Annotated in this window: 24 protein-coding genes; 8 read left to right on the top strand and 16 right to left on the bottom strand. The window is 60.0% G+C overall.

The features are described 5' to 3' along the window. Positions 1-122 precede the first annotated feature (122 nt). The 4 genes from NQ492_RS04930 to dapF form a co-directional block, all read right to left on the bottom strand. A complete protein-coding gene (locus NQ492_RS04930; RefSeq protein WP_044054448.1) occupies positions 123-899 on the bottom strand; it encodes a class I SAM-dependent methyltransferase in 777 nt (258 codons plus the stop codon). Between the two features lie 195 nt (positions 900-1,094). After that, complete coding sequence (locus NQ492_RS04925; protein WP_015547301.1) at positions 1,095-1,895, bottom strand: alpha/beta fold hydrolase; 801 nt, start codon at positions 1,893-1,895, stop codon at positions 1,095-1,097. Positions 1,896-1,906: 11 nt separating this feature from the next. Further along, positions 1,907-2,098 (bottom strand): hypothetical protein, encoded by a 192-nt coding sequence (locus NQ492_RS04920; protein ID WP_015547300.1) that lies wholly within the window; start codon positions 2,096-2,098, stop codon positions 1,907-1,909. 20 nt (positions 2,099-2,118) lie between these two features. After that, complete coding sequence (gene dapF, locus NQ492_RS04915; protein WP_044054447.1) at positions 2,119-2,925, bottom strand: diaminopimelate epimerase; 807 nt, start codon at positions 2,923-2,925, stop codon at positions 2,119-2,121. A 135-nt stretch (positions 2,926-3,060) separates the two neighbouring features. Between dapF and NQ492_RS04910 the strand changes: the two genes are divergently transcribed. Continuing rightward, positions 3,061-3,807, top strand: a complete 747-nt coding sequence (locus NQ492_RS04910) for a nitroreductase family protein (RefSeq protein ID WP_022061367.1) — start codon at positions 3,061-3,063, stop codon at positions 3,805-3,807. Positions 3,808-3,811: 4 nt separating this feature from the next. Then, entirely contained in the window at positions 3,812-6,187 is a 2,376-nt protein-coding gene (tamL, locus tag NQ492_RS04905; RefSeq protein WP_044054446.1) for a translocation and assembly module lipoprotein TamL, read from the top strand. A 10-nt stretch (positions 6,188-6,197) separates the two neighbouring features. Here the strand turns inward: tamL and NQ492_RS04900 are convergent, their stop codons facing one another. From NQ492_RS04900 to NQ492_RS04875, 6 genes are all read right to left on the bottom strand, one after another. Continuing rightward, on the bottom strand, positions 6,198-7,019 hold the full coding sequence (locus NQ492_RS04900) for a helix-turn-helix domain-containing protein (protein WP_259873847.1): 822 nt from the start codon (positions 7,017-7,019) through the stop codon (positions 6,198-6,200). Positions 7,020-7,290: 271 nt separating this feature from the next. Next, positions 7,291-7,833, bottom strand: coding sequence for an OmpH/Skp family outer membrane protein (locus NQ492_RS04895; protein ID WP_015547297.1), 543 nt, complete (start codon positions 7,831-7,833; stop codon positions 7,291-7,293). Between the two features lie 31 nt (positions 7,834-7,864). Further along, positions 7,865-8,371 (bottom strand): OmpH/Skp family outer membrane protein, encoded by a 507-nt coding sequence (locus tag NQ492_RS04890; protein WP_015547296.1) that lies wholly within the window; start codon positions 8,369-8,371, stop codon positions 7,865-7,867. 171 nt (positions 8,372-8,542) lie between these two features. Next, positions 8,543-11,125: a BamA/OMP85 family outer membrane protein gene (locus NQ492_RS04885; RefSeq protein WP_015547295.1), complete on the bottom strand. Its 2,583-nt coding sequence runs from the start codon at positions 11,123-11,125 to the stop codon at positions 8,543-8,545. Positions 11,126-11,149: 24 nt separating this feature from the next. Further along, positions 11,150-11,863 carry an isoprenyl transferase gene (locus NQ492_RS04880; protein ID WP_015547294.1) on the bottom strand — a complete coding sequence of 238 codons (714 nt, stop codon included), beginning with the start codon at positions 11,861-11,863 and terminating at the stop codon, positions 11,150-11,152. Positions 11,864-11,921: 58 nt separating this feature from the next. Beyond that, positions 11,922-12,800 (bottom strand): NAD(+)/NADH kinase, encoded by an 879-nt coding sequence (locus tag NQ492_RS04875; RefSeq protein WP_015547293.1) that lies wholly within the window; start codon positions 12,798-12,800, stop codon positions 11,922-11,924. Between the two features lie 181 nt (positions 12,801-12,981). On the opposite strand from NQ492_RS04875, the gene NQ492_RS04870 reads away from it, so the two are divergent. From NQ492_RS04870 to NQ492_RS04860, 3 genes are read left to right on the top strand one after another with little or no spacing between them, the layout of a single operon-like run. Next, the gene (locus NQ492_RS04870) at positions 12,982-13,698 is read left to right on the top strand and encodes a pyridoxine 5'-phosphate synthase (RefSeq protein WP_015547292.1); all 717 of its coding nucleotides are present in this window, start codon (positions 12,982-12,984) and stop codon (positions 13,696-13,698) included. A 5-nt stretch (positions 13,699-13,703) separates the two neighbouring features. After that, on the top strand, positions 13,704-14,351 hold the full coding sequence (locus NQ492_RS04865) for a GDSL-type esterase/lipase family protein (RefSeq protein WP_015547291.1): 648 nt from the start codon (positions 13,704-13,706) through the stop codon (positions 14,349-14,351). A gap of 4 nt (positions 14,352-14,355) precedes the next feature. Next, positions 14,356-15,756: a CCA tRNA nucleotidyltransferase gene (locus NQ492_RS04860; RefSeq protein WP_044054445.1), complete on the top strand. Its 1,401-nt coding sequence runs from the start codon at positions 14,356-14,358 to the stop codon at positions 15,754-15,756. A 110-nt stretch (positions 15,757-15,866) separates the two neighbouring features. Here the strand turns inward: NQ492_RS04860 and NQ492_RS04855 are convergent, their stop codons facing one another. Continuing rightward, positions 15,867-16,805, bottom strand: coding sequence for a DMT family transporter (locus NQ492_RS04855; protein ID WP_015547290.1), 939 nt, complete (start codon positions 16,803-16,805; stop codon positions 15,867-15,869). A 181-nt stretch (positions 16,806-16,986) separates the two neighbouring features. Between NQ492_RS04855 and NQ492_RS04850 the strand changes: the two genes are divergently transcribed. Next, on the top strand, positions 16,987-17,895 hold the full coding sequence (locus NQ492_RS04850; protein ID WP_083810287.1) for a DMT family transporter: 909 nt from the start codon (positions 16,987-16,989) through the stop codon (positions 17,893-17,895). On the opposite strand, the gene NQ492_RS04845 is transcribed toward NQ492_RS04850, so the two are convergent. The 3 genes from NQ492_RS04845 to NQ492_RS04835 are packed head-to-tail and all read right to left on the bottom strand — an operon-like array spanning position 17,892 to position 19,256. Next, positions 17,892-18,287, bottom strand: a complete 396-nt coding sequence (locus NQ492_RS04845; protein WP_015547289.1) for an acyl-CoA thioesterase — start codon at positions 18,285-18,287, stop codon at positions 17,892-17,894. The genes NQ492_RS04850 and NQ492_RS04845 overlap by 4 nt on opposite strands. A gap of 1 nt (position 18,288) precedes the next feature. Further along, positions 18,289-18,870, bottom strand: a complete 582-nt coding sequence (locus tag NQ492_RS04840) for an L-threonylcarbamoyladenylate synthase (RefSeq protein WP_015547288.1) — start codon at positions 18,868-18,870, stop codon at positions 18,289-18,291. A 5-nt stretch (positions 18,871-18,875) separates the two neighbouring features. Then, positions 18,876-19,256 (bottom strand): VOC family protein, encoded by a 381-nt coding sequence (locus NQ492_RS04835; protein WP_015547287.1) that lies wholly within the window; start codon positions 19,254-19,256, stop codon positions 18,876-18,878. A gap of 120 nt (positions 19,257-19,376) precedes the next feature. Between NQ492_RS04835 and NQ492_RS04830 the strand changes: the two genes are divergently transcribed. Continuing rightward, on the top strand, positions 19,377-20,102 hold the full coding sequence (locus tag NQ492_RS04830; protein ID WP_022061236.1) for a YebC/PmpR family DNA-binding transcriptional regulator: 726 nt from the start codon (positions 19,377-19,379) through the stop codon (positions 20,100-20,102). Between the two features lie 101 nt (positions 20,103-20,203). Here NQ492_RS04830 and NQ492_RS04825 read toward each other — a convergent pair whose 3' ends face one another. Beyond that, complete coding sequence (locus NQ492_RS04825; protein WP_015547285.1) at positions 20,204-20,857, bottom strand: rubrerythrin family protein; 654 nt, start codon at positions 20,855-20,857, stop codon at positions 20,204-20,206. Positions 20,858-21,027: 170 nt separating this feature from the next. Between NQ492_RS04825 and NQ492_RS04820 the strand changes: the two genes are divergently transcribed. Then, positions 21,028-21,498: a hypothetical protein gene (locus tag NQ492_RS04820; RefSeq protein ID WP_015547284.1), complete on the top strand. Its 471-nt coding sequence runs from the start codon at positions 21,028-21,030 to the stop codon at positions 21,496-21,498. A gap of 14 nt (positions 21,499-21,512) precedes the next feature. Here NQ492_RS04820 and NQ492_RS04815 read toward each other — a convergent pair whose 3' ends face one another. Then, on the bottom strand, positions 21,513-22,745 hold the full coding sequence (locus tag NQ492_RS04815) for a phosphatase PAP2 family protein (protein WP_015547283.1): 1,233 nt from the start codon (positions 22,743-22,745) through the stop codon (positions 21,513-21,515). Between the last annotated feature and the right edge of the window lie 6 nt (positions 22,746-22,751).

Raw genomic sequence — 22,751 nt, 5'->3', positions numbered from 1 at the left:
GGGGGGCAGCGCAACCTACAGGGGGAGCGAAGACGAAATGTTCGACGTCCGACACGGAGTTCGATGCCGGATATTTTCGGGAGGGGGAAGACTGCCTTTTTAAAGCGGCGTTTGGGAGGGCGTTATTTTTCCCGTTCTGCGAGGTATTCGTCGAGCGTGATCGGAGACGGGCGTTTGTGGATTTTCTGCCCGAGTTTTTCCCGAACAAGGTAGTAACTAGCCTGGAGCGTGCGGTTTATCTCGGTCAGCCCCCGGCGCGGCGGGAAGATTTTCATGGTCATCTCCCGGTTCCATTTGCGGGTGAAGAAACTGCTGTAATAGTCGTCCTCGGGATTTACGAGATATTCGATTGTCCCCTCCCATTCGATGCGGTTGAGCAACAGGTTGGGTTCGGATACGTAGAGCATCTTGAACGGCAGCGACTGGTAGGGCAGGTAGTTGAGAAAGACCTCGCCGTAGTTGTTGCGGTAGTTACCCGGCATCTTCTCCTTTTCGTAAAATACGAGTTTGTCTTCGATAAGCAGGATCACCCAGCGGTGCGACTCCTTGGGAAACATCAGTTCGCCGAGCATGCTCGGGGTTTCGACATACCCGCGTTTGCCGACCCGGACCATCTCTTCGATGAACCGGGCGGGATTGTCGGCATGTTCGAGAACCTGGTTGCAGATCACATAATCGAAAGCATCTTTTTCGAACGGGAGTTGCTCGCCGTCGGCTTCGATGAATTGCTGGTGAGGGTAAATCAGGACTTTTCCGCAGCGATGGGTGTCGTCGTGCGGAAACTTGTCGGCTATCACATCGGAACGAAACATCGGATCGTGTCCGGGACCGATTTCGAGTACCTTATCCCTGCGCTTGATGCGGAGATCCTGGCGTCCCAATGGATGACGGGTTATCATAGAGTGAGTTTGATGTGTGTCCCCGCAAATATAGGAAAAAACCTGCGTAAAAAATAAATCGGCTGAATATTTTCGGCCGATTTGTAAACGATTTTGTCCGAATTGTGGGCCTGCTCCCGAAATCGTCGTCTAATGTTCTCTGTTCTTGAGGTTTATGACGCGATTGATCCCCGGAGAATAGTCCGGTGTGCGGCGTTATTTGCCGTTGACGAAATCGAGGATTGCCCGGGCCGTGGTTTCCGGCTCCTCCAGAAATCCCATGTGGCCGCTGTTTTCGAGCCATACGACTCGGGCCTGCAGGTGCTCTTTTACCATCTTTTCGGCCGCTTCGACAGGGATGTAGTTGTCCTTGCGTCCGAGGATGAAGAGCTGGGGAACCTTCGAGGCGCGCAGCATCTCGTTCTGGTCCTTGCGGGCGATCATGCCGTTGAGCAGCGCTACGATTCCTTCGTCCTCGGTGACGGCGACCTGTTCGGTGAGGTCCTCGATGTAGTCTTTCATCCGGGTGCGGTTGTCCTCGGCGAAGCCCGCTTCGGGGGCCACGCGGGCCAGCGCATCCTTTTTCCCGGCCTTTACGAGGGCGATTTCGCGGCGGCGGTTTTCGGACTTCTCCGGCGTGTCGGCGTTGGGTGTCGAACTTAACAGCACAACTCCGTTGAGCATGTCGGGATGGCGTTCGCAGAAGGCCAGGGCTACGTAGCCGCCCATCGAGTGCCCGACGAGTGTGCAGCGGGGGATTCCCAGCGCCCGGAGGGCGTCGGCCACCGTGTCGGCGAGGAACTCCATCGAATGCTCCTCGCCCGTCACGACCGAGATGCCGTGACCGGGCAGGTCTAACGTAACCACGCGAAGCTCTTTGTAGAGGAATGGAACGAAATCCTCCCAGACGAGCATCGATTCGAGGTATCCGTGCAGGAGCACGACGCATTTGTCCCCTTTCTGGGAGTCGCAGACGTGCAGGGCGGTGGGACCCGCCATGATGAATTTTTCGATCATTGAATCTGGATTTATTCCTCCTCTTCGTCGAGGTAGTCGAGAACGGACTCGCGTTTGAGGGGCAGGATCTCCTCCTCGTCCTCTTCGTCGAAACTGCTGTAAAGCGCGTGGCGCTCCTTGCCGCTCTTGCGTATCGGTTCGAGACGTTTGGCTTTCCGAAGTTCATCCGCGTCGTGTTCGCGGATTCCCTTTTGTGTTTTCATGGGGAAATGAATGGTTGGTTTTAGAAATTTTCGCTGTCGAACACTCCTTCGAAGACGCGGCGCGCCGGTCCCGTCAGGCGGATGTCCGTATAGGTTTGTGTTCCCTGTTCATGCGAAAACCGTACCGCAAGCGCTCCTCCGGGTACGGTGATGCGGAAATCGGTCGTGTGGGGCTGCCGCGCGAAGGCCGTCACGATGGCCGCGGCCGTGGCTCCCGTGCCGCAGGCGAGGGTCTCGTTCTCCACGCCGCGTTCGTAGGTGCGCATGCGGATCGTGCCGTCGCCTGTGATCTGCACGAAATTGACGTTCGTGCCCTGCGGGAAGCGCGTCGTGTCGCGGCGGATGGCCCGTCCGCGGCCGGTTACGTCGACCGCTTCGAGGTCGTCGACGAATTCGACGTAGTGCGGGACGCCCGTGTTGAGAAACCACCAGCCGTCGCCCGTGCGGATCTCCCGCACGGCGATCATGCCCAGCTCGATCTCTCCCGAAGTGCCTTTCAGGCGGCGGATGCGGGCGGTGTGAAGCCCGTCTGCGGCATCGAAGAACTTGGTCTCCCCGCCGATGCCCCGGTGTTCGGCGAAAAGCGTGAAGCAGCGGGCGCCGTTACCGCACATCTCGCCTTCCGACCCGTCGGCGTTGTAATAACGCATCGAACAGTCGATCTCCGCGTTCCGGGCGAGGGTCATCAGCCCGTCGGCTCCGATGCCGAAATGACGGTCGCACAAGGCTGCGATAAGTTCCGCACGGGGCGTGAAGCCGCCTTCGCGGTTGTCGATCAGGATGAAGTCGTTGCCTGCTCCTTCGTATTTTGCAAATGCCGTCTGCACTTTTTGAATGGTTATGTCTTGGCAAAAATAGTAAAACTTCTAAAAGTTTTGCTAATTTTGTGAAAAATATCCGCTCGGGCGTGCAACGGCGGGCGGATTGTATTGTTTATGCCAGGATTCAAAAAACAGACCTTTATGAAAAGTGTGCTTTTCAAGCATCGTTCGATACGTAAATTCCGCCCGACGCCCATTCCCGAGGAGGTGCTGCGCGAGTGTCTCGAAGCTGCCTCGCGCGCTTCGACGTGCGGCAATATGCAGCTCTATTCGCTGGTGGTGACCCGCGATGAAACGCTCCGCGAACGGCTCGCGCCGTGCCATTTCAACCAGCCGATGGTCCGCCAGGCTCCGTGCGTGGTGACCGTCTGCGCCGATATTCACCGTTTCACGATGTGGTGCGAGCAGCGCGACGCCGACCCTGCCTACGACAATTTCGCGTGGTTCCTGAACGCTTCGACCGACGCCCTGCTGGCCGCGCAGAACCTCTGCGTCGAGGCCGAAATGCACGGGCTGGGCATCTGCTACCTCGGCACGACGATCTACACCGCGGGCGATATTTCGCAGATACTGGAACTTCCGAAGGGGGTCATTCCGCTCACCACCGTGGTCCTGGGTTATCCCGACGAGTCGCCCGAACTGACCGACCGCCTGCCGCTCGAAGCCGTGGTCCACTACGAGAAATACACCGATTACACGGCCGCCGAGATCGACGAACTGTGGGCCGAGCGCGAAGAGTCGGAGCTTACCAAACGTCTGCTGGCGGAAAACGGCCTCCCGAACCTGGCGCAGGTCTTCACCCAGCGGCGTTACGTGCGCAAGGACAACCTCGCCATCTCGGAGTCCTATTTCGCCCTTTTGAAAGAGAAGGGATTCTTCAACAACTGACGCCGTGCGGGGATCGTGTCGCATACTCGCCGCCGCGCTGCTGGGCCTGCTGTGCTCGGCGTGCAGCGTCACGCGCCACATTCCCGAAGGACAGTATTTTCTGCAAAAAGTAAAGATCGAGGACGACCGGTCCACGCCGCGCAAGGAACGCATCACGGCTTCCGACATGGAGAAGTACGTGCGCCAGACTCCCAACAAACGCTTCCTCGGGACGAATTTCTACGTCTGGCTCTACGAGCAGGCCGACCCTGCGAAGGACAACCGCTGGAACAACTGGAAGCGCAAGATCGGGCAGGCGCCCGTGACGCTGGACATGGGGCTGACCCAGAAGAGCGCCGAAAACCTGAAGGTCTACATGGACTCGAAGGGTTTTTTCTCTTCGCAGGCGACCTATGAGGTCGACACCGTTTCGCGCCGCAAGCGTGCGACGGTCACCTTCCGCACGCGCCAGGGCGAGCCTTACCGCATCGACTCCGTTTCCTACGAGTTCCAGGACAACTTCCTCGAACAGATCGTGCTGCCCGACACCGTCAATACGCTGCTGCATACGGGCGATATTTACGACGTGTCGGTCCTCGATGCCGAGCGGGAGCGCATCGCCGCCTACCTCAAGGAGCGGGGGTACTACAATTTCTCGGTCAACAACATCTCCTACGCCGCGCGGATGTTCGAGAAGGAGCGGCTGATCGACCTGCGGCTGATCGTCAAACAGTATCTCACGGGCTACGACGAACGCGGACTGCCCGTGATGGACAACAACATGGTCTACCGTATCGACCGGATCAACATTTTCCCCGATTACGACCCCACCGCCGCACGGACCGACACGATGCTGCTTTCGCGGCTCGATACGGTCTACTACCGCGGTCTGAACATCATCTACGAGAAACGGCCCAACCTGCGCCCTCCGGTGCTCCGTCAGGCCGTGCCGCTCTATCCCAACTACGTCTACAACTCGTCGCAGGTCAACCGCGCCTATTCCGACTTGATGGCGCTGGGGTATTTCAAGAGCGCGAAAATCGCCTTCGAGGAGCAGCCCCGGTCGGCCGACGTCACCGACATCGTCTCCTTCATCGGCGCTTCGGCCGATTCGACGCAGACGCTCTACACGCGCGAGGGCTACCTGACGTGCAACATTCTCTGCACGCCGACGCTCAAGCAGAGCGTCAAGGTCGATCTCGAAGGCAGCACCACGTCGAGTTTCTACGGCCTGAAGGCCACCGTCGGTTATCAGAACCGCAATATTTTCCGCGGCGCCGAGTCGTTCGACCTCTCCTTCACGGCGGGTTACGAATTTATGAAGGCTCCCGACGCCAGGCGCAAACGGGCCACCGAATTCGGCGTCACGACCGGACTGACCTTCCCGCGGTTCCTCGTGCCCTGGCGTACGGGCCGTTTCCGCACGGTGAACCAGCCGAAGACCAAGGTCGAACTGTCGATCAATTTTCAGGACCGCCCCTATTACGCCCGTACGCTTTCGAGCGCCGGCATCACCTACATGTGGACCAACAGCCGCTATTCGTCCTTCTCGCTGCGGCCGATCGACATCAACGTGGTCGACATGACTCGCCCGGTCGATCCCGAATTCCTGGGCAATACCTCCAACAAATACCTGATCAACAGTTTCAAGACCCAGTTCATCGGCGGCCTTTCGTTCGGCTACGGCTATAACAACCAGCGCAAGAACCTCGGCGGAAACGCCACGAACATCCGGTTCAACGCCGAGACCGCCGGCAACCTGATCGACGCCGTCGAGCACGCCTTCTTCTCGCCGGCCAAGGGAAAGGAGCAGTATACGATTTTCGGCATCGAGTATTCGCAGTATTTCCGCACCGATTTGAGCGTCAGCCGGAAAATCATGCTGGGGAGCACTACGGCGCTGGTGGGACGGCTTTACGGCGGTGTGGCGATGGCTTACGGAAACTCTTCGTCCGTGCCTTTCGACCGTCAGTTCTATTGCGGCGGCAGCAACGGCATGCGCGGCTGGACACCCCGAACCCTCGGGCAGGGTTCGGTGGCCAATCCCCACAACGATTTTCCGGTCCAGACGGGCGACGTGAAGCTGGAAGCCAACCTCGAACTGCGCTTCCCGGTCTGGGGCATGATCCACGGCGCGACCTTCTTCGATCTGGGCAACATCTGGTATATCCGGCACTATTCGGGTGAGTCCGAAGATACGGTGTTCCGGTTCGACCGTTTCTACAAACAACTGGGATTCAACACGGGACTCGGCCTGCGTTTCGACATCAAGTTCGCCGTGCTGCGCCTCGACTGGGGTATTCAGCTGCACAACCCCAACAACCCCTCGGGCGAGCGGTGGATTCACAATTTCAAGTGGAAGAACACGGCGCTCAACTTCGGCGTGGGTTACCCGTTTTAACGTTCGGCTTTTACTTCTTCGCCTTGTACTGCGACGGCGACATGCCGGCATTGCGTTTGAAGTAACTGCCGAAGAACGACTGGTTGGGGAAATTCAGGTAATAGGCGATCTCCTGCACGCTCATGTTCGAATATTTGAGCAGCGTCTTGGCTTCGAGGATCACGTAGTTGTCGATCCATTCCGATACCGATTTGCCGCTGATGCGCTTGATGAGCGTGGTGAGGTATTTGGGCGTGATGCATAGCTGCCGGGCGTAGAATCCCACGCTGCGTTCGTGCTTGTAGTGTTCGCCGAGCAGCTCGGTGAATTGCCTGAAATACTCCTCCGCACGGTTGTGTATCGGGCTGTCGACCTCGGGATGCTCCGTGAGGTAGTGGGTCAGGATGTCCCCGACCTTGTAGATCGTCGCGGCGATCAGTCCGCCGATGATCTCGCTCGAAAAATCCGTCTCGGAGCCTTTCAGTTCCTGTTCGACCATCGAGATAAAACTCCGGAGCGACTGGCTCTCGGCGTGCGTGAGTTCCATGCAGGGGAGCGAGCCGAATTGCAGGAAAAGCGGCATCATGCGTTTGGTGTCGATGTTGATGCGCTTGAGAAAATCCGGGGCGATGACGATAAGATGGGCCTTGAAACGGTTGTTGGATTGTACTTGCAGGATGTGCTTGGGGCTGAAGATGAAGAGCGAATCCTTTTTGAGCCGGAATTCCTGAAGGTTTGACGTGAGTGAAGTCTCGCCTTCGGTTCCGACGCCGATAATGAGAGCGTTCAGGCGGCTCGGGAACCGGAATATCTCCATTTCCGATGCGCTGTTTGCGGCGATGCATTCGCCCATAATTCCCGGACGCTTTTCGCCTCCGGCCATTGTGATGAGTTCGTTTAGGGTAAAACTCGATATCGGCATTTCTGAATTCGTCTGGTTCATAGTTTCGCTTAAATTTCGACAAATATAATAATGATCAGTCGGGTATCATTCAAAATGTTCGATTCTTCAACCTTATGAACACTACCGCGCGCTTTTCGACCTGCGGGTCTCTGAAAACGAAAGCGCCGACCTTACGGGTCGGCGCTCGATGCTCTGTCGGCGGACCGATCCGCATGAAGATTTATTTGGCGGCAGGTGCTGCTGCGGGCGCGTCGGTGATGCCCAGTTCCTTTTTCACGGCAGGCGCGACGTCCGTCAGCGTAGCCTCGTCGAAGTAAGCCAGCGATCCCGTCGACGTGTCGAACACGACCAGAAATCCGCCTGCGGCCGCTACCTTGTCGATGGCGCTTTTCGCCTTGTCGATGATCGGGGCGAGCAGTTCGTTCTGTTTCTTCTGGTAATCCTGCTGTGCGCGCTCCTGGAACTCGCGGGTGCGGGTCTGCATATCGTTCAGTTCCTTCTCCTTCACCTCCTTGATGGCGTCGCTGAAGGTGTTGTAGTTTTTCTGGAAATCCTGCAACTTGGTGTTGAATTCGACGTTCATCGTCTCGATGTTGTCCGACAACTCCTTGGCGAAGGTGTCCATGTTCTCCTGCATCGTCTTGGTCTCGGGCATCGCCATGATGATTTCCTGGGTGTTGATGCGTCCGAATTTCTGGGCGAAGAGCGATGTGGCGCCCATCACCAGCACAACCGCAAGGGTCAGTTTGATTGCTTTTTTCATACAGTTTTATCAGTTAATGTTTTGATGTCGGTTATTTCTTGAGCGCGTCGATCACCTGCTGCGTCCGCTCTACGGAAGGATTGGTGTAGAGCAGCGTGGGGTTGTTCGCCGAGTCGAGCACCAGGTCGGCGCCCGCCTGCTTGGCGTAGGCCTCGATGGCGTCGAAGACCTGTTTCTGGATCGGGGAGATCACCTCGATACGTTTTTTCATCAGCGTGCCTTCCTGTCCGAACAGGCTTTCCTGATACTCCTGCGCCTCCTTCTCCTTGTTCAGAATGGCGTTTTCGCGGGTCTGGCGCGCAGCGGCCGAGAGCGAGGTTTTCTGGCTCACGTAATTGTTGTAAAGCGCCTCGACTTCGGCAAACTTGGCGTCCACCTGGTCCTGGTACTGCTTGGCGAGCTTATCCAGGTCGGAAATAGCCGTATTGTAGGCGTCGATTGATTTGAACACTTTCTCGCTGTTGACGATTATGTAGTTCTGCGCCGCGAGTGTCCCTGCCGTCAGAATAAATGCCGCAATTAAAATCAGCCGTTTCATAATCCTGTTGTTTTTAAGTTAATATTCAGCCGGTTTCCCGGATTGCTGCTATAAATATAACTCTTTTCTTTCAAATTTATTGCCACGCCCCGTTTTATTTGAGCTCCCTTTGGCGAGGGGGATTCAGGGGATTTTGAATGCCGGTCCGCGGGTGCGGCCGTTCGGATCATGCTAAAATTGTTGTCCCAGAACGAAGTGGAACTGGCTGCCGCTCTTGGTCGAGGAGTTCGCCGGAGCGTCGAATCCGTAACCCCAGTCGATACCGAGCATACCCACCACGGGGAGGTAGAGGCGGACGCCGAAACCGGCCGAACGCTTGATCTTGAAGGGCGAGAACTTCTTCCACGAGTCGAATGCGTTACCGCCTTCGAGGAATCCCAGCACGTAGATCTGCGACGAGGGTTTGAGGATGATCGGGTAGCGAAGTTCGGCGGTGTATTTATTGTAGCCGCGCGAGTAGTTGCTGCCGGGGTCGAGCGCGCCGTCCTCGTAACCGCGCATCGCGATGATGTCGATACCGTATATATTGTATCCCGACATGCCGTCGCCGCCGACTTCGTAGCGTTCGAAAGGCGAAACCTTATACTTGTTGTAGCTGCCGAGGTATCCCATTTCGGCCTTGAGCATCAGCACGAGGTTCGAGTTTTTCAGGAACGACTGGAACCACTGCGCCTTGAACTGCCATTTGTGGAACTCCACCCAGCGGTAGCGCTCCTGGTTGGCCCGGTCCGCCTCTGCGGAGGTCGAGTTGGAACTGTTGGCGATCTGCTCCAGTTTTTTGTAGTCCTTGCCGTCCCAGAGCGAGTAGGGAAGCGTGGCCTGCACCGAGGCGCTGAACTCCGAACCGCGGCGCGGGTAGATCGGCTGGTCGACCGAATTGCGGCCGAACACCAGTTTGATCGATGCCAGGTTGGCCGCGCCGTTCGTCATCACGAACGACGACCAGTTTTTCAGCGCGTAGCGTTCGTAGCTGGCTTCGGCGTAGAACGTGAAATAGGGATCGGGCCAGTTCAGACGCTTGCCCAGACCGGCGGCGACGCCGTAGGTCCGGAAATACTGCGTACTGGTCTGCCATACGTAATAGGCGTTGTTCTGCTCCGAGAAGTGTGCCGAGAGGGTGAACGAGTTGGGTTTCTTGCCGCCCATCCAGGGGTCGGTGAAACTGAACGCGAAGGCCTTGTAATACGTACCGTTGGTCTGTGCCGAGAGCGAGAGCCGCTGGTTCTGGCCCATCGGGTAGGGGCGCCATGCGCCTTTCTTGAAGGTGTTCTTGATCGAGAGGTTGTTCAGCGTGATGCCGACCGAACCCACGAAGGTTCCCGAACCCCAGCCGCCGGCGATGTTGAACTGGTCGGAAGCCTGCTCTTCAAGCGGCCAGTTGATGTTGACCAGCTCGTTCGAAACGGGCTTGATGTCGGGCATGATGGCCTCGGGGTTGAAGTGCCCCATCGAACCCAGCAGGCGGATGGTGCGCATCAGCAGCGCGCGGTTGTAGAGTTCGCCCGGACGGGTGTCCAGCTCGCGGCGGATCACCTCGTCGTCGACGCGCTGATTGCCCGTGATGCCGACTTCGTTGATGGTGAACTGCTTGCCTTCGAAGACCTTGACTTCGATGTCGATCGAGTCCGGGGCGATGATCGTCTCGGCGGGTTCGATCTGCGACATCAGGTAGCCTTCGTTCTGATAGAGCGACGACACGGATGTCGCTTCGGGATCGGTCTCCTTGCCGATGCCCAGCTGCTTGTGCATCGTCTTCTTATCGTAGATGTCGCCCTTCTTGACGCCGAACATCTGTTGCAGCCCTTCGGTTTCATAGACCGAGTTGCCCACCCACGAGACGTTGCGGATGTAGTATTTGTTGCCTTCCGACACTTCGAGGTCGATGCCCAGCCGTTTTTCGTTGATCGGGTAGATCGAGTCGCGTATGATGGTGGCATTGCGGTAGCCCCGCGAGTTGTAGAAGTCGATCAGCAGCTCCTTGTCCGCCTCGTAGTCGTTCTCGTTGAGTTTGGTCCCCTTGAAGAAGTTGATCGACTTCTGGTGGGTCTTTTTGAACGTGCGGCGCAGGCGCTTGTCGTTGAACTGCTCGTTGCCGACGAAGTTGATCTTGCCGATCTTCACTTTCTCCTTGCGGTCGATCAGGAAGGTCACCGTCACGGCCTGTCCCGGGCGCAGCGTGTCGTTGTCGATACGCACGTCCACCTCCGTATTGCGGAATCCCTTTTCGGCCCAGTAGTTATGGATGAGCTTCTTGTTCTTGTCGATGACGTAGTCCGAGAGTTCGCTTCCGCGCTTGAGTTTGAGCTTTTCCAGCAGGTCCTTCTTCTTGCCCTTCGAAATGCCCTCGAACTCCCAGTTGTAGACGCGGGGACGCTCCTTGAGGAAGACCTCCAGGTCGAGGCTGTCGCCCTCGATCTCGGCGCCGATCTTCACGTCCGAGAAAAACCGCTGGCTCCAGAGCCGTGAAATGGCGTTGGAGATGAAGTTGCTCGGCAGGTAGACCGAGTCGCCTGCGATCAGTCCGGCAGACGACTTGAGGATCTCGGGGTTGAGGTATTGCACGCCGTGGACGTTGACGTCGCGGATGTAATAGAGCCTGGGTTCGCCCTCGCTTCGGAACATCGGGGCGTTTTCTGAAATCGCAGGCTTCGGAGCCGCCGTCGTGTCCTGCGGATTCTGCTCCTGGGCGAATATATTCGAGCAGCATAGCACGAGGGCAGCTGCTGCCGTGAATATCTTACCGGAATAATTCATCTATTAAATATAGTCTAAAGTCATCTATTTAACCAGTCCGAAGCGGCGATCGCGCCGTGCGTATTCCTCCATCGCGCGGTCGAACTCCTCCTCCGTGAAGTCGGGCCACAGCACTTCGGGGAACCACAGTTCGGCGTAGGAGGCCTGCCACAGCAGGAAATTGCTCAACCGCTGTTCGCCGCTGGTGCGGACGATCAGGTCGGGGTTCGGGTAGGGGGCCGTGTAGAGCGCGGTGCTGATCGTCTCTTCGGAAATCTCCGACGGGGCGATCTGGCCGGCCTCCACGCGTTGCGCGATCTGCTGCACGGCGTGCGTTATTTCGCTCCGCGACGAATAGTTGAGCGCCAGGATCAGCGTCAGCGTCCGTCCTCCCGCAGTCTGCTCCTCGGCCATGGCCAGGTAGCTGCGGACCTTCTCCGAAAAACGGCTCCGGTCGCCGATCATGCGCACCTCGACGCCCTGGCGGATCAGTTCGGGCGTTTCGTTGACGACGCTTTTGCAGAAAAGCTCCATCAGGGAGTCCACTTCCTCCGCGGGCCGTCCCCAGTTTTCGGTCGAGAACGCATAGAGCGTCAGGTACTTCACGCCCCAGCGCGCCGCGGCGCGCAACGACGCCCGCACGGGTTCGACACCCGCTGCGTGACCTTCGTAACGCTCCTTGCCGCGCAACTCGGCCCAGCGGCCGTTGCCGTCCATGATGATGGCGACGTGTTGCGGTATGCGTTTCTGATCGCTCATATTAGGGCACAAATATAGGGAAAAATTCTGTTAACTTGTGGAAAAATGCGATAAATGATTAACTGCGGATGTCGATTCCCCACATCATCTTATTCCGTAACGTGTCGTAAAATGATATATTGTGCGGCACGGCCAAAAAAATCGTCTGTTCGGCCCGCTCCACGGTGAACGACGCGCCGTGCGAAACGGGGTAGGTCCGGTTGTCCAGCGTGACGAAGGCGTCCGCCCGCCGGGCGTCCACGTTGAGCGTGATGACGCCCGTGTCGGGGATCACCACCGGGCGCATCGTGAGGTTGTGGGGGGCCAGGGGCGAGATGACCAGGCACTGGCACGTCGGGGCCACGACGGGACCTCCGGCGCTGAGCGAATAGGCTGTCGATCCGGTGGGCGTCGAGACGATCACCCCGTCTCCGTGGTAGGTGGCCACCATCTGCCGGTCGACGTAGGTCTCCACCGAGATCATCCCTGCGCCGTGGCGCTGCACGGTGAATTCGTTGAGCGCCAGCTGCGATTCGGGCTGTCGGGCGAATTCGCCCGTGACGCGCAGCATCGAGCGCGGCTCGGTCGCGATGTTGCCTTCGGCTATCTCGCGGAAGATCAGGTTCAGCCCGTTGCTCGGGGCGCTGGTCAGAAACCCCAGGTGCCCGGCGTTGATGCCCATGACGGGAATCGGCGCGCCGCAGAGACGGTGCACCCCTTCGAGCAGCGTTCCGTCGCCTCCGTAGCAGACCATGACGGTTTCGGCAGGCTGTTTGCCGATGTAGCGGCCGTAGATCCTTTCGGGCGGGAGCGCCGTTCCCGTGGCCTGCTCCACCAGGGGGGCGAACTCCTCGTTGACGGCGTAATCGAAGCCGAAAGCTCCGATCGTTCCGATCAGCTGGCGGATCTCCTCGGGGGTGTGGGCGATCTGCGCGCGGGAAAAAAGTATGATTTTCATCGGCGGAGTTTCGAAAAAATAAGTAACTTTACCACGCCGGAACGATCCGGGGCCTTTTCGGCCCGGCAAGGCGCCGGGATGTGGCATATCTCCGGCAAATATACGGAAAGGAGAGCGATGCGCCAAATTTATTTGAGCTTGTCCGGATCGCGTTCCGCATTCCGTGAAACAGCGTAGAATTATGACAAAGTTAAGCGTTAACATCAATAAGATCGCCGTGGTGCGCAATTCGCGGGGCGGCAATCTGCCCGACGTGGTCCGCGCCGCGCTGGACATCGAGCGTTTCGGCGCCGAGGGCATCACGGTCCATCCGCGTCCCGATGCGCGGCATATCCGTTACGACGACGTGCGCGATCTCAAACGGGCGCTCACGACCGAGCTGAACATCGAGGGCAACCCCATCCCGGGTTTCATCGACCTGGTGCTGGAGGTGGTCCCTGCGCAGGTGACGCTGGTTCCCGACGCCCACGATGCCATCACCTCGAACGCCGGGTGGGACACTCTGGCCAACCGCGCGTTCCTGACCGACGTGACGGCGCGCTTCCACGCGAAGGGCATCCGGGTCTCGGTTTTCGTGGACCCCGTGGCCGAGATGGTCGCCGGGGCGAAGGCCTGCGGCGCCGACCGGGTGGAACTCTACACCGAAGCCTATGCGCGCGAATATCCCGACGACCCGCAGCGGGCCGTCGCCCCCTATCTGGCCGCCGCCGAAGAGGCTCGTCGGCAGGGGTTGGGGCTGAACGCCGGCCACGACCTTTCGCTGGAGAACCTGCGCTGGTTCGCCGAACGCATTCCGTGGACCGACGAGGTGTCGATCGGCCATGCGCTGATCTGCGACGCCCTCTACTACGGGCTGGAAAACACCGTGCAGCTCTACCGGCGCGAACTTAAATTCTGACGACTATGAAACGCATCCTGATCCTTGCCGCCGCGCTGTTCACCGTGTGCACGGCCTTTGCGCAGAGCGAATACAACCTCCAGCGGCGCAGCCTTTTCGAGGTGCTCCCGGTCTATTCGAGCGACATCGTGTTCCTGGGCAACTCGATCACCGACGGCTGCGAGTGGGCCGAGCTGTTCAACAACCGCCACGTCAAGAACCGCGGCATCAGCGGCGACCGCTCGGGGTGGCTGCTCGACCGTCTCGACCCGATCGTCGGGGGGCATCCCAAGAAACTGTTTCTGATGATCGGCGTCAACGACCTGGCGGCCGGCGTTTCGCCCGACGAGATCGTGGCCAATGTGGCCCGGCTCATCGACCGTTTCCAGTCCGAGTCGCGCTGGACGAAGATCTACGTGCAGAGCATCCTGCCCGTCAATGGCGAGTCTTTCGCCAAGTTCAAGAACCACTACGAGCACGGCCGTCAGATCGTGCCGCTGAACAAGCGGCTCGAAGCGCTGTGCGACGAGAAGGAAGTCACCTACCTCGATGTCTGGGGGGCGCTGGCCGACCACGAGGGGCGGCTGGACAAGCGTTACACCAACGATGGCCTGCACCTGACGGGCGAGGGTTACGTGGTGTGGCGGGATGCGATCAAGCAACACGTGAAGTAGCCGCGTGACGTTGTCGAATCCCATATTCCGGCGGATTTCGCGCCTTGCCGACGAGCAGGGCGTGCAGGCTTTCGTCGTCGGCGGCTATGTGCGCGATCACTACCTGCGACGGCCTTCGACCGACATCGACGTGGTGGTTGTGGGCAGCGGCATTGCGCTGGCCGAGGCGCTCGCGCGCGAACTGAAGGCGAAGGTCTCGGTCTTCAAGACTTTCGGCACGGCGATGGTCCGCGCCCGGAATGTCGAAGTCGAGTTCGTGGGCGCGCGCCGGGAGTCCTACACCCGCGATTCGCGCAAACCCGAGGTCGAACCCGGCACGCTGGCGGACGACCAGCGGCGGCGCGACTTCACGATCAACGCCATGGCGTGGTCGCTGAACGGGGCCACGTTCGGCGAGCTGGTCGATCCTTTCGACGGGATGTCGGACCTCGAAGAGTGCATCATCCGCACGCCGTGCGATCCCGACGTCACCTTTTCCGACGACCCTCTGCGCATGATGCGCGCCGTCAGGTTCGCCTCGCAGCTGGGCTTCACCATCGAGGAAGAGACCTTCGAGGCGATCCGCCGCAATGCCGAACGCATCCGCATCGTCTCGCGCGAACGCATCGTCACCGAACTCAACAAGATCGTCCTTTCGCCCGTCCCTTCGATGGGCTTCGAGTTGCTGGAACTCACCGGGCTGCTGGAGCGGATTTTTCCCGAGATGCACAACCTCAAGGGGGTGGAGAAGCGGGGCCGCCACGCCCATAAGGACAATTTCATCCATACGCTCAAGGTCGTGGACAACGTGGCGCGCCGCAGCGGCGATTTGTGGCTGCGCTGGGCCGCCGTGCTGCACGACATCGCCAAGCCGCTCACAAAGGCCTACGATCCCCGTGTGGGCTGGACCTTCCACGGCCACGAGGTGCTCGGCTCGAAGATGGTCCCGGCGATTTTCCGCCAGCTGAAACTGCCGCTCAACGAGCACATGAAGTTCGTGCAGAAGCTCGTGTTCCTTCACCTGCGGCCCATCATCCTCTCGGAGGACCTCGTGACCGACTCGGCCGTGCGCCGGCTGCTGTTCGAGGCGGGCGACGACGTGGAGGCGCTGATGACGCTGTGCGAGGCGGACATCACCTCGGGCATCGACGCCAAAGTGAAACGTTACCTTTCGAATTTCGAGCTGGTGCGCCGCAAGATGAAGGACCTGGAGGAGCGCGACCGCATCCGCAACTTCCAGCCTCCGATCACGGGCGAGCTGATCATGGAGACCTACGGCATCGGCCCGGGGCGCGTGATCGGCGACATGAAGGAGATCATCAAGAACGCCATCCTGGACGGCGAGATTCCCAACGAATACGACGCGGCCTACGCGCTGATGGAGCGGCTGGCCGCCGAGCGGGGGCTGACCCGCGTCCGGAAATAAGGCGAACCCCGCGGGGTTCGCCTTTTGGTTCGGGGAGCATTCGCCCCGGCTGTTCGGAAACGCTCTTTTTCAGGGGCGCGGAAGGGGCGGCTGCCGTCGTCGGGGAGGGGCTAATTGCCGCTTTTCAGGCGGTCGGCGTCGAGCTGCGCCCGGGATTTCGACTTGGTTACCAGCCATACCCCCGCGAAGACGCACAGCGCGGCTCCGGCCTTGGTGAATCCGAAGGTGTCGAGTCCGATCGCCACGGTGAACAGCACCGCCACGACGGGCTGCACGTAGTTGTACATCGACACGACCGTGGGCCGCAGGTGGTGCTGGCCGATGGGAACCATTAGGTAGGAGAGGAACGTGGAGCAGACCACGACGTAACCGATTCCGGCCCAGGTCCGGGGCGCCAGCCCGGCGTAGTCGACCGCGGTCAGCGGACGGTAGTAGATCACCACGGCGACTATGGCGGCAAAGAGGAACATCCACTTCATCGTCGTCACGGGCGAGTAGCGGACGATCACGTTGCGGAAGGCCGTGAGGTAGGTGGCGTAGCTGACGGCGCTGACGATGCACAGCACGTCGCCCATGACGCTCGACGAGTGTCCTGTGCCGTGCTGGCTCACGAGAATCAGGATCAGCGCCCCGGCGCATCCCAGAAAGACGCCCCCGGCCTTCAGCCACGTGATCGGCTCGCGCAGGAACAGCGTCGCCAGCACCATCGTCAGCACGGGGACCACCGTGGCGATGATCGACGTGTCGATGGGCGAGGTGAGCGACAGCCCCCACAGGAACAGCATCTGGTTGAGCTGGATGCCGAAGACGGAGGCCAGGAGCAGCAGCGCGATGTCGCGCCGGGCGACCCGTTCGCGGGGCAGCAGCAGCGAGACCGTCCAGAACAGCAGCGCCGCGCCCACCATGCGGTAGACGCTCAACGCGAAGGGGTTGACCCCTCCGGGGTTGGCCTCGGACCAGAGTACGCTTTTGCCGATCGGGGCGTTGAGTCCCCAGACGATGTTGGCGACCCACAGGGCCGCATGTCCTTTCAGTTTTCCTTTGTCCATCTTTCGTAGCCCGTTCGAGAAGCGGGGGTCTGAAGCGGGGCGGGCGCCGATCCGTTTCCGAATCTCGATTTCGGCCGCCGCCCTTGAATCCCGGCTTTTGGCCGGGGCAAATATAAGGTAAAATTCGGTGCGATAATTGCCCGGTTTTCTTTTTGTGAGTAAAACGCGCTATAATCTCGACCTGGTTTTCGCCAATGTGTTTTTCGGAGCGAATTTTTCGTTCTACGTCTCCCTCACGCGCAATTACCTCGATTTTCAGCAGATATTCATGTTGCAGGTGCTTTCGGCGGCGGTTTTCTTCATTCCTTTCGCCCTTTTCTCCCGCTACTCCTACCGCATTACGTGGCGCGATGCGGGCAACATTCTGATTGTCACGCTGCTGATCGTCTACGGCTGGATGTACATGCTGCTCTGGGGGGCGTCTTACACCACGCCCATCGACGCCTCGGTCATCGCCACGCTCGGCCCGGCCTTCACGCTGATCATGGATCACCTGATGCACCCGCGCAAGTATATCGGGACGCGTGTCGTGGGGGTGGTCTGCGCACTCGTCGGCGCCGGAATCCTGATTCTCGGCGACGGCTTCTCGCTTACCCACGGCAGCCGCGCCCAGGGCAACCTGTTCGTGCTGGCGGCCGTGGTGGCCATCGCCGTCAATACGGTGATTATCAAGCCGCAGCTGGAGAAGCTGGGCACGCTGGTCGTGATGGGGTGGTACTACATCATCGGGCTGGCCATAACGGCGCCCTTCTTCTGGAAATACATCGACCACGTACCGTTTCTGCGGCTTCCGCTGTTTGCGCAGGCCGAACTGGGCTATATCCTCATTCTGGGAACCGTCCTGCCCATGTACCTGCTCTACCGCGGCACGGAGAAGCTGACCTCGGTGCACACGGCGCTCTACCGCTACATCCAGCCCGTGATCGCGGGCATCCTGGCCATTACGCGCGGACAGGCGCATTTCGACGCCGCGAACATCACCGCCTCGGTCTTCATCTTCGCGGGCGTCATCCTCGTGGTGGTAGGCTATAAGTATTATGTCCGCCACGGCCTGCCGAAACTGCGCAGCGACGGACGGCTGGAACACTAATCGGCCAGCAGCCGTTCGCGCCAGGCGTCGGGAACCGGTTCGCTCCGCTGGCGTGCGAAGTCGAAGACGACCATCACCGAGCGGCTTTCGCTGCGCACCTCGCCGCCGGCGAGCAGTTGCTGGAAGAGCGTCAGGCTCTTCGTTCCCACCCGTTCGCAGGTGGTCGTCACCCGCACGGGGTCGTGCATCCTGACCTGCCCCAGGTAGGAGGTCGAGGTCGAGACGGCGAGAATCCGCAGGTCTGCGAGCAGCACCTCCGCGCCCAGCACCTTTTCGTAGAACTCCATCTTGCCCACGTCGAAATACATCTGTTGCGAGACGTTGTTCACGTGCTGAAAGGGGTCCACGTCGGAGAACCGTTTCTGAATCGGGGTTTCGAGCGTGCGCGCCATCTTATTCGCGGATGATTTTCACCTCGCCGCCTTCGCCGAACGCGATGATCGACGACGCCTTGCGGGTCGGTTTGCCTTCGAAACGGGGGTTGACGACGAAATCCACGCCGTCGATGATCTCGCGGGCCACGTCCTGCAATCCCACGGGCGTCGCTTCGCCCGAGATGTTGGCCGAGGTCGAGACGATGGGCCGTCCCAGGGCGCGGAGCATCCGGCGGCAGAATTCGTGGTCGGGGATGCGCACGCCGAGCGTCCCTTCGTCGGGGATGAGGTTTTCGGCAAGCCCCGCGGCGCCCGGCAGGATGGCCGTCAGGGGCGAGGTGGCCAGCTCCATCACCTCGAAGGCGATTCCCGGGGCCTTGTTGACGTAGCGGACGATCATGTCGGCCGAGGCGCACAGCACGAGCATTGATTTCTTGTTCCCGCTCCGCTTGAGACGGTATATCCGCTCCACGGCGGCGGCGGAGGTGGCGTCGCAGCCCAGTCCCCAGACCGTGTCGGTGGGATAGAGGATGATGCCGCCCGCGCGCATCGTGCGCACGGCCTCGTCGACCTCCCTTTGCATTTCGGTTTGCGTCTGCATGGCGGTTATTTCAGGGGTAATATTTCGATCCAGTAGTCGTCGGGGTCGTTGATGAAGTAAAGCCCCATGTCGTGGTTTTCGTAACAGACGCAGCCCATGGCGCGGTGGTGCTCGCGCACGGCGTCGTAGTCGCCCGCCACGCGCATGCAGAGGTGGCTCTCGTTCTCGCCCAGCTCGTAGGGCGCGGTGGCGTGGTCGCGCAGCCAGGTAAGCTCCAGGCGGAAGGGGCTTTGTCCGTCGCCCAGATAGACCAGCGTGAACCCTCCGTCGGAGGCCTCTTTGCGGCCCGTTTCCCGCAGCCCGAGGGCCTTGTCGTAGAAGGCGATGCTGCGGTCGAGGTCCGTTACGTTGATGTTGAAATGGTCGAAACGACTTTTGATCTCCATAGATTCAGGTGTTTTTATACGGTACAAAAGTAATTTTTAATTTTTAATCTTTAATTTTTAACTCCGAATTTTATACCTTTGCACCACGAACGAAAAAATCCGAAAAAAAACGATAATCTTATGGGAAGAGCCTTTGAGTATCGCAAAGCGCGAAAAATGAAACGCTGGGGTCACATGGCCCGCACCTTCACCAAGTTGGGCAAAGAGATCGAGATCGCCGTCAAGGCCGGAGGTTCCGACCCGTCGGGCAACACCCGCCTGCGCATTCTGATTCAGAACGCCAAGGCCGAGAACATGCCCAAGGAGAACATCGAACGGGCCATCAAGCGCGCCACCGAGAAGGATGCCGCCGACTACAAGGAGGTGATCTACGAGGGATACGGCCCTCACGGCATTGCGTTCCTCGTCGAAACGGCCACCGACAACACCAACCGCACCGTGGCCAACGTGCGCATGTATTTCAACAAATGCGGCGGCACGCTGGGCAACAGCGGCTCGGTGGGCTTCCTGTTCGACCACAAGTGCGTCTTCAAGTTCCGCGCCGCCGAGGGTGTCGATCCCGAGGAGCTGGAGCTGGAGATGATCGACCTGGGGGTCGACGAGTTCTACTCCGAGGAGGACGGAATCACGGTTTACGCCCCCTACGAATCGTTCGGCGCCATCCAGAAGTGGCTCGACGACAAGGGCTTCGAGATCGTCTCGGGCGAGTCGGTGCGTATCCCCTCCGACGTGAAGGAGCTTGACGCCGAAGGCCGCGAATCGGTCGAGAAGCTGGTCGAGAAACTCGAAGAGGACGACGACGTGGTGAACGTATACCACACCATGAAGGACGCCGACGAGGAGTAGTCGCTGATTTCACGGGGCGTTTTTGCCCTTGTACCTGCGAGGCACGGACGGGATTACCGGTTCGTGCCTCGCTTCGTTTCCCCCCCCCTATGTAGCATGGCTCACTCGAAGAGGACGAACCTTTTTCCCTCCGTCAGGCAGGCGGGGCAGTACCAGTCGGCGTATTCCGACGGATAGAGGTTGCCGCAGTTCGGGCAGACTGCGAACCGGCCCGTGTCCGGGGCGTTGCGTCCCTCCTGCCGGCAGCGTTCCAGCAGGGCGATGTTCCGCATGTCTCCCGCCGAGGCCCAGGTCAGTATGCGCGCCGCATAGCGGTTGCCGCGCTCCATCGCCCGGCGGATGTCGGCTCCGGAGCGTCCGGCGTGGGCCTGTCGTTCGTAGGCGACGCTCCGTTCGAGGTTGCCGTCGGTCGTGCCGCCGAAAATGATGATCTTCCCCGGGGGCGTGTAATGACCTCCGAGATGGAGGATCGCCGTCGCGCAGTTGTTCTCCTGCAACCGCTCGGAGAAGGCCATGGCCCGGAACAGCCGTTCGGCCGTGTGGCGCTTTTCGTCGGCCGCGATGCCTGCGAAATGGTCGTATTGCACCGATTTGACGTGTTTGCGGCGGCAGCAGGCGTCCAGGTCGGCGAGCGTTTCGGCCCACGGCGAACCCTTCGGCGACCGGGGTTCGCGCGTCGCAGCGTAGTACATCCAGACAAGAATGCCTGCCGATGCCGCGAATAACAGAAGTATCAGACCGAGACGCAGTTTCATAATGTGTTGCCGGGGGAAAGGCCGCAGTCCGGAACGTGCATTTTTTGTGCCAACGGGCGTCTGTTTCATCTGCCGCCGGGGATTTTTGCAGCTCTGCTTTGGATTTCGGGTTCCAATCCCTATATTTGTAATCCGTCTTTGCGGAAACCAGGAGCGGGACGGCCTTGGGTATGAAAATCGGATTGAGCCTTTTTGCCGTGGCGGCCGCGGCTCTGCTGGCTGTCGGCTGCGGCGGAGACAAGGGCGGCGGTGAGGACGAGGCGAACTACGACGGCTGGATGCTGACCCGCTGGAAGGACGGTACGGCCTTGACCGGAACGGTTTACCTGCAACTCGGCGAAGACGGGATATTCTCCCTTTACCAGAGTATCGGGACGTTCGGGTACGCCCGGTTCACCGGGACCTACGCCCTTGTCGGCGATCCGGCGACCGGGCAGGTGCTTTCGGGGACCTATGCCGACGGTACGCCGTGGGACAGCAGCTATGCGGTTGAAAAAATGACGAAGCGGGAACTGCGGCTCCGCGCGCTGAAGGACGGCGTCGTCTCGGTCTATTCCGGGGTGGCGATCCCTGCTGCGGTGAAGGACGGCGTCACGGCCGGGCGGCTGCGCAGCGCCGCGCAGGGGGAGTCGTTCCTGTAAGGGCCCTTTGCGTTTCAGAATACCGCGCAGACCTCCATGCTGAAGGTGAGCTTGTGAAGCCGTTCGCGCGACGAACGCACCACGGGAGGTGCGACGTCGTAATCGGTCGAGAAGCGCACGCCGAGGTTTTGCGTGGCGAGGTAAGTGGTCGAAAGCCCGGTTCCGAAGGAGAATCCGGCGCGTCTTTCCAGCCTGCGGAAATCCGTGCGGCACGGTTTGTAGATCTCGCACCCTCCGAGCAGTTTGGCGCCCACGAGCCACCGCATCGAAAAGGGGTGGGAAAAATAGGGTCCCGCGTACATCGACGCACACTCCAGATTGTCGTTCTGCGCCACGCCGTTGACTTTCACGCGCAGGTTGGTGCACGACATGCGGCCGCCGAAACCCCAGTAGGGCGTTGCGAACCAGGCGCCCTGCACCGAGACGGCCGGCCCCGAGAGGAACTGCATGTGCATCCCGGGGTAGGGCGTGTAGCTTCCGGGGACGGTCGAGAATCCGAGGCTGAACCCGAGGAACGACGGCCGGCGGCAGCGGTCGTAGACCGAGTAGGTTTCCGTGACGTTCAGCCCCTTCTCCTTGAAAATCAGGTCTGCGAGGAAATATCCCAGCTCCGTGGCGAGGATGCCGATACCGGCTCCGACCATGATGTCGCTCATCCAGTGCCGGTTGTTGAGCTGACGGGTGACGCCCGTGATCGTCGCCACGGTGTAGCCCCCGATGCTGTACCACGGGCTGCGGTGGCCGTACTCCTTGTGGAGCATCGTGGCGGCCATGAAGGCCGTCGCCGTATGCCCCGAGGGGAAGGAGTTGCGCGACGATCCGTCGGGGCGCATCACACGGCAGGAGTATTTGAGCGAGTTGACCCCGATGGCCATGAGTCCCGCCGAAAAGGCGTCGGAGACCAGCATGCGGCCCCATGAACTGCGTCCCCTGACGCCGCAGGCTTTCAGGGCCACCATCGCCCCGGCGGGAGCGTACTGGAGCCAGTCGTCGTAGTCGTGGCGGAACGAACGGCTGTACCCGTTGCGCAGACGCCGGAAGTCGGAATCGTAGGCCTGCATCACGACGCCGCCCACGATCAGCGGCGTGCCGACGAAGAGCATGCGGTAGGCTTTTGTCGAGGTGTGGCGGTCGATGCGCCGTCGGAACTCCCCTCCGGCGCTCATGTCTGCGCTGTCCGGTAATTGCGCCGCTGCTCCCAGGCCCGCGAATGAGAGCAGGCAGGCGGCGGTCAGGCGTTTGAGCATCGTATT

Source organism: Alistipes shahii WAL 8301 (assembly GCF_025145845.1).
GTDB lineage: Bacteria > Bacteroidota > Bacteroidia > Bacteroidales > Rikenellaceae > Alistipes > Alistipes shahii.
The sequence above is the reverse complement of the archived record's forward strand: the minus strand, read 5'-3'. Positions and strand labels throughout refer to the sequence as shown.

What these genes read in the sequence shown, in the direction of transcription:
- NQ492_RS04820 (WP_015547284.1), top strand. Translation starts at nt 21,028, where the DNA reads ATGAAAATCGGATTGAGCCTTTTTGCCGTGGCGGCCGCGGCTCTGCTG.
- NQ492_RS04895 (WP_015547297.1), bottom strand. Translation starts at nt 7,833, where the DNA reads ATGAAAAAAGCAATCAAACTGACCCTTGCGGTTGTGCTGGTGATGGGC.
- NQ492_RS04835 (WP_015547287.1), bottom strand. Translation starts at nt 19,256, where the DNA reads ATGGAGATCAAAAGTCGTTTCGACCATTTCAACATCAACGTAACGGAC.
- NQ492_RS04815 (WP_015547283.1), bottom strand. Translation starts at nt 22,745, where the DNA reads ATGCTCAAACGCCTGACCGCCGCCTGCCTGCTCTCATTCGCGGGCCTG.
- NQ492_RS04930 (WP_044054448.1), bottom strand. Translation starts at nt 899, where the DNA reads ATGATAACCCGTCATCCATTGGGACGCCAGGATCTCCGCATCAAGCGC.
- NQ492_RS04855 (WP_015547290.1), bottom strand. Translation starts at nt 16,805, where the DNA reads ATGGACAAAGGAAAACTGAAAGGACATGCGGCCCTGTGGGTCGCCAAC.
- NQ492_RS04875 (WP_015547293.1), bottom strand. Translation starts at nt 12,800, where the DNA reads ATGAAAATCATACTTTTTTCCCGCGCGCAGATCGCCCACACCCCCGAG.
- NQ492_RS04885 (WP_015547295.1), bottom strand. Translation starts at nt 11,125, where the DNA reads ATGAATTATTCCGGTAAGATATTCACGGCAGCAGCTGCCCTCGTGCTA.
- NQ492_RS04900 (WP_259873847.1), bottom strand. Translation starts at nt 7,019, where the DNA reads ATGGGCGAATGCATCGCCGCAAACAGCGCATCGGAAATGGAGATATTC.
- NQ492_RS04890 (WP_015547296.1), bottom strand. Translation starts at nt 8,371, where the DNA reads ATGAAACGGCTGATTTTAATTGCGGCATTTATTCTGACGGCAGGGACA.
- NQ492_RS04870 (WP_015547292.1), top strand. Translation starts at nt 12,982, where the DNA reads ATGACAAAGTTAAGCGTTAACATCAATAAGATCGCCGTGGTGCGCAAT.
- NQ492_RS04825 (WP_015547285.1), bottom strand. Translation starts at nt 20,857, where the DNA reads ATGAAACTGCGTCTCGGTCTGATACTTCTGTTATTCGCGGCATCGGCA.
- NQ492_RS04880 (WP_015547294.1), bottom strand. Translation starts at nt 11,863, where the DNA reads ATGAGCGATCAGAAACGCATACCGCAACACGTCGCCATCATCATGGAC.
- NQ492_RS04840 (WP_015547288.1), bottom strand. Translation starts at nt 18,870, where the DNA reads ATGCAGACGCAAACCGAAATGCAAAGGGAGGTCGACGAGGCCGTGCGC.
- NQ492_RS04865 (WP_015547291.1), top strand. Translation starts at nt 13,704, where the DNA reads ATGAAACGCATCCTGATCCTTGCCGCCGCGCTGTTCACCGTGTGCACG.
- NQ492_RS04845 (WP_015547289.1), bottom strand. Translation starts at nt 18,287, where the DNA reads ATGGCGCGCACGCTCGAAACCCCGATTCAGAAACGGTTCTCCGACGTG.
- NQ492_RS04925 (WP_015547301.1), bottom strand. Translation starts at nt 1,895, where the DNA reads ATGATCGAAAAATTCATCATGGCGGGTCCCACCGCCCTGCACGTCTGC.
- NQ492_RS04830 (WP_022061236.1), top strand. Translation starts at nt 19,377, where the DNA reads ATGGGAAGAGCCTTTGAGTATCGCAAAGCGCGAAAAATGAAACGCTGG.
- NQ492_RS04920 (WP_015547300.1), bottom strand. Translation starts at nt 2,098, where the DNA reads ATGAAAACACAAAAGGGAATCCGCGAACACGACGCGGATGAACTTCGG.
- NQ492_RS04910 (WP_022061367.1), top strand. Translation starts at nt 3,061, where the DNA reads ATGAAAAGTGTGCTTTTCAAGCATCGTTCGATACGTAAATTCCGCCCG.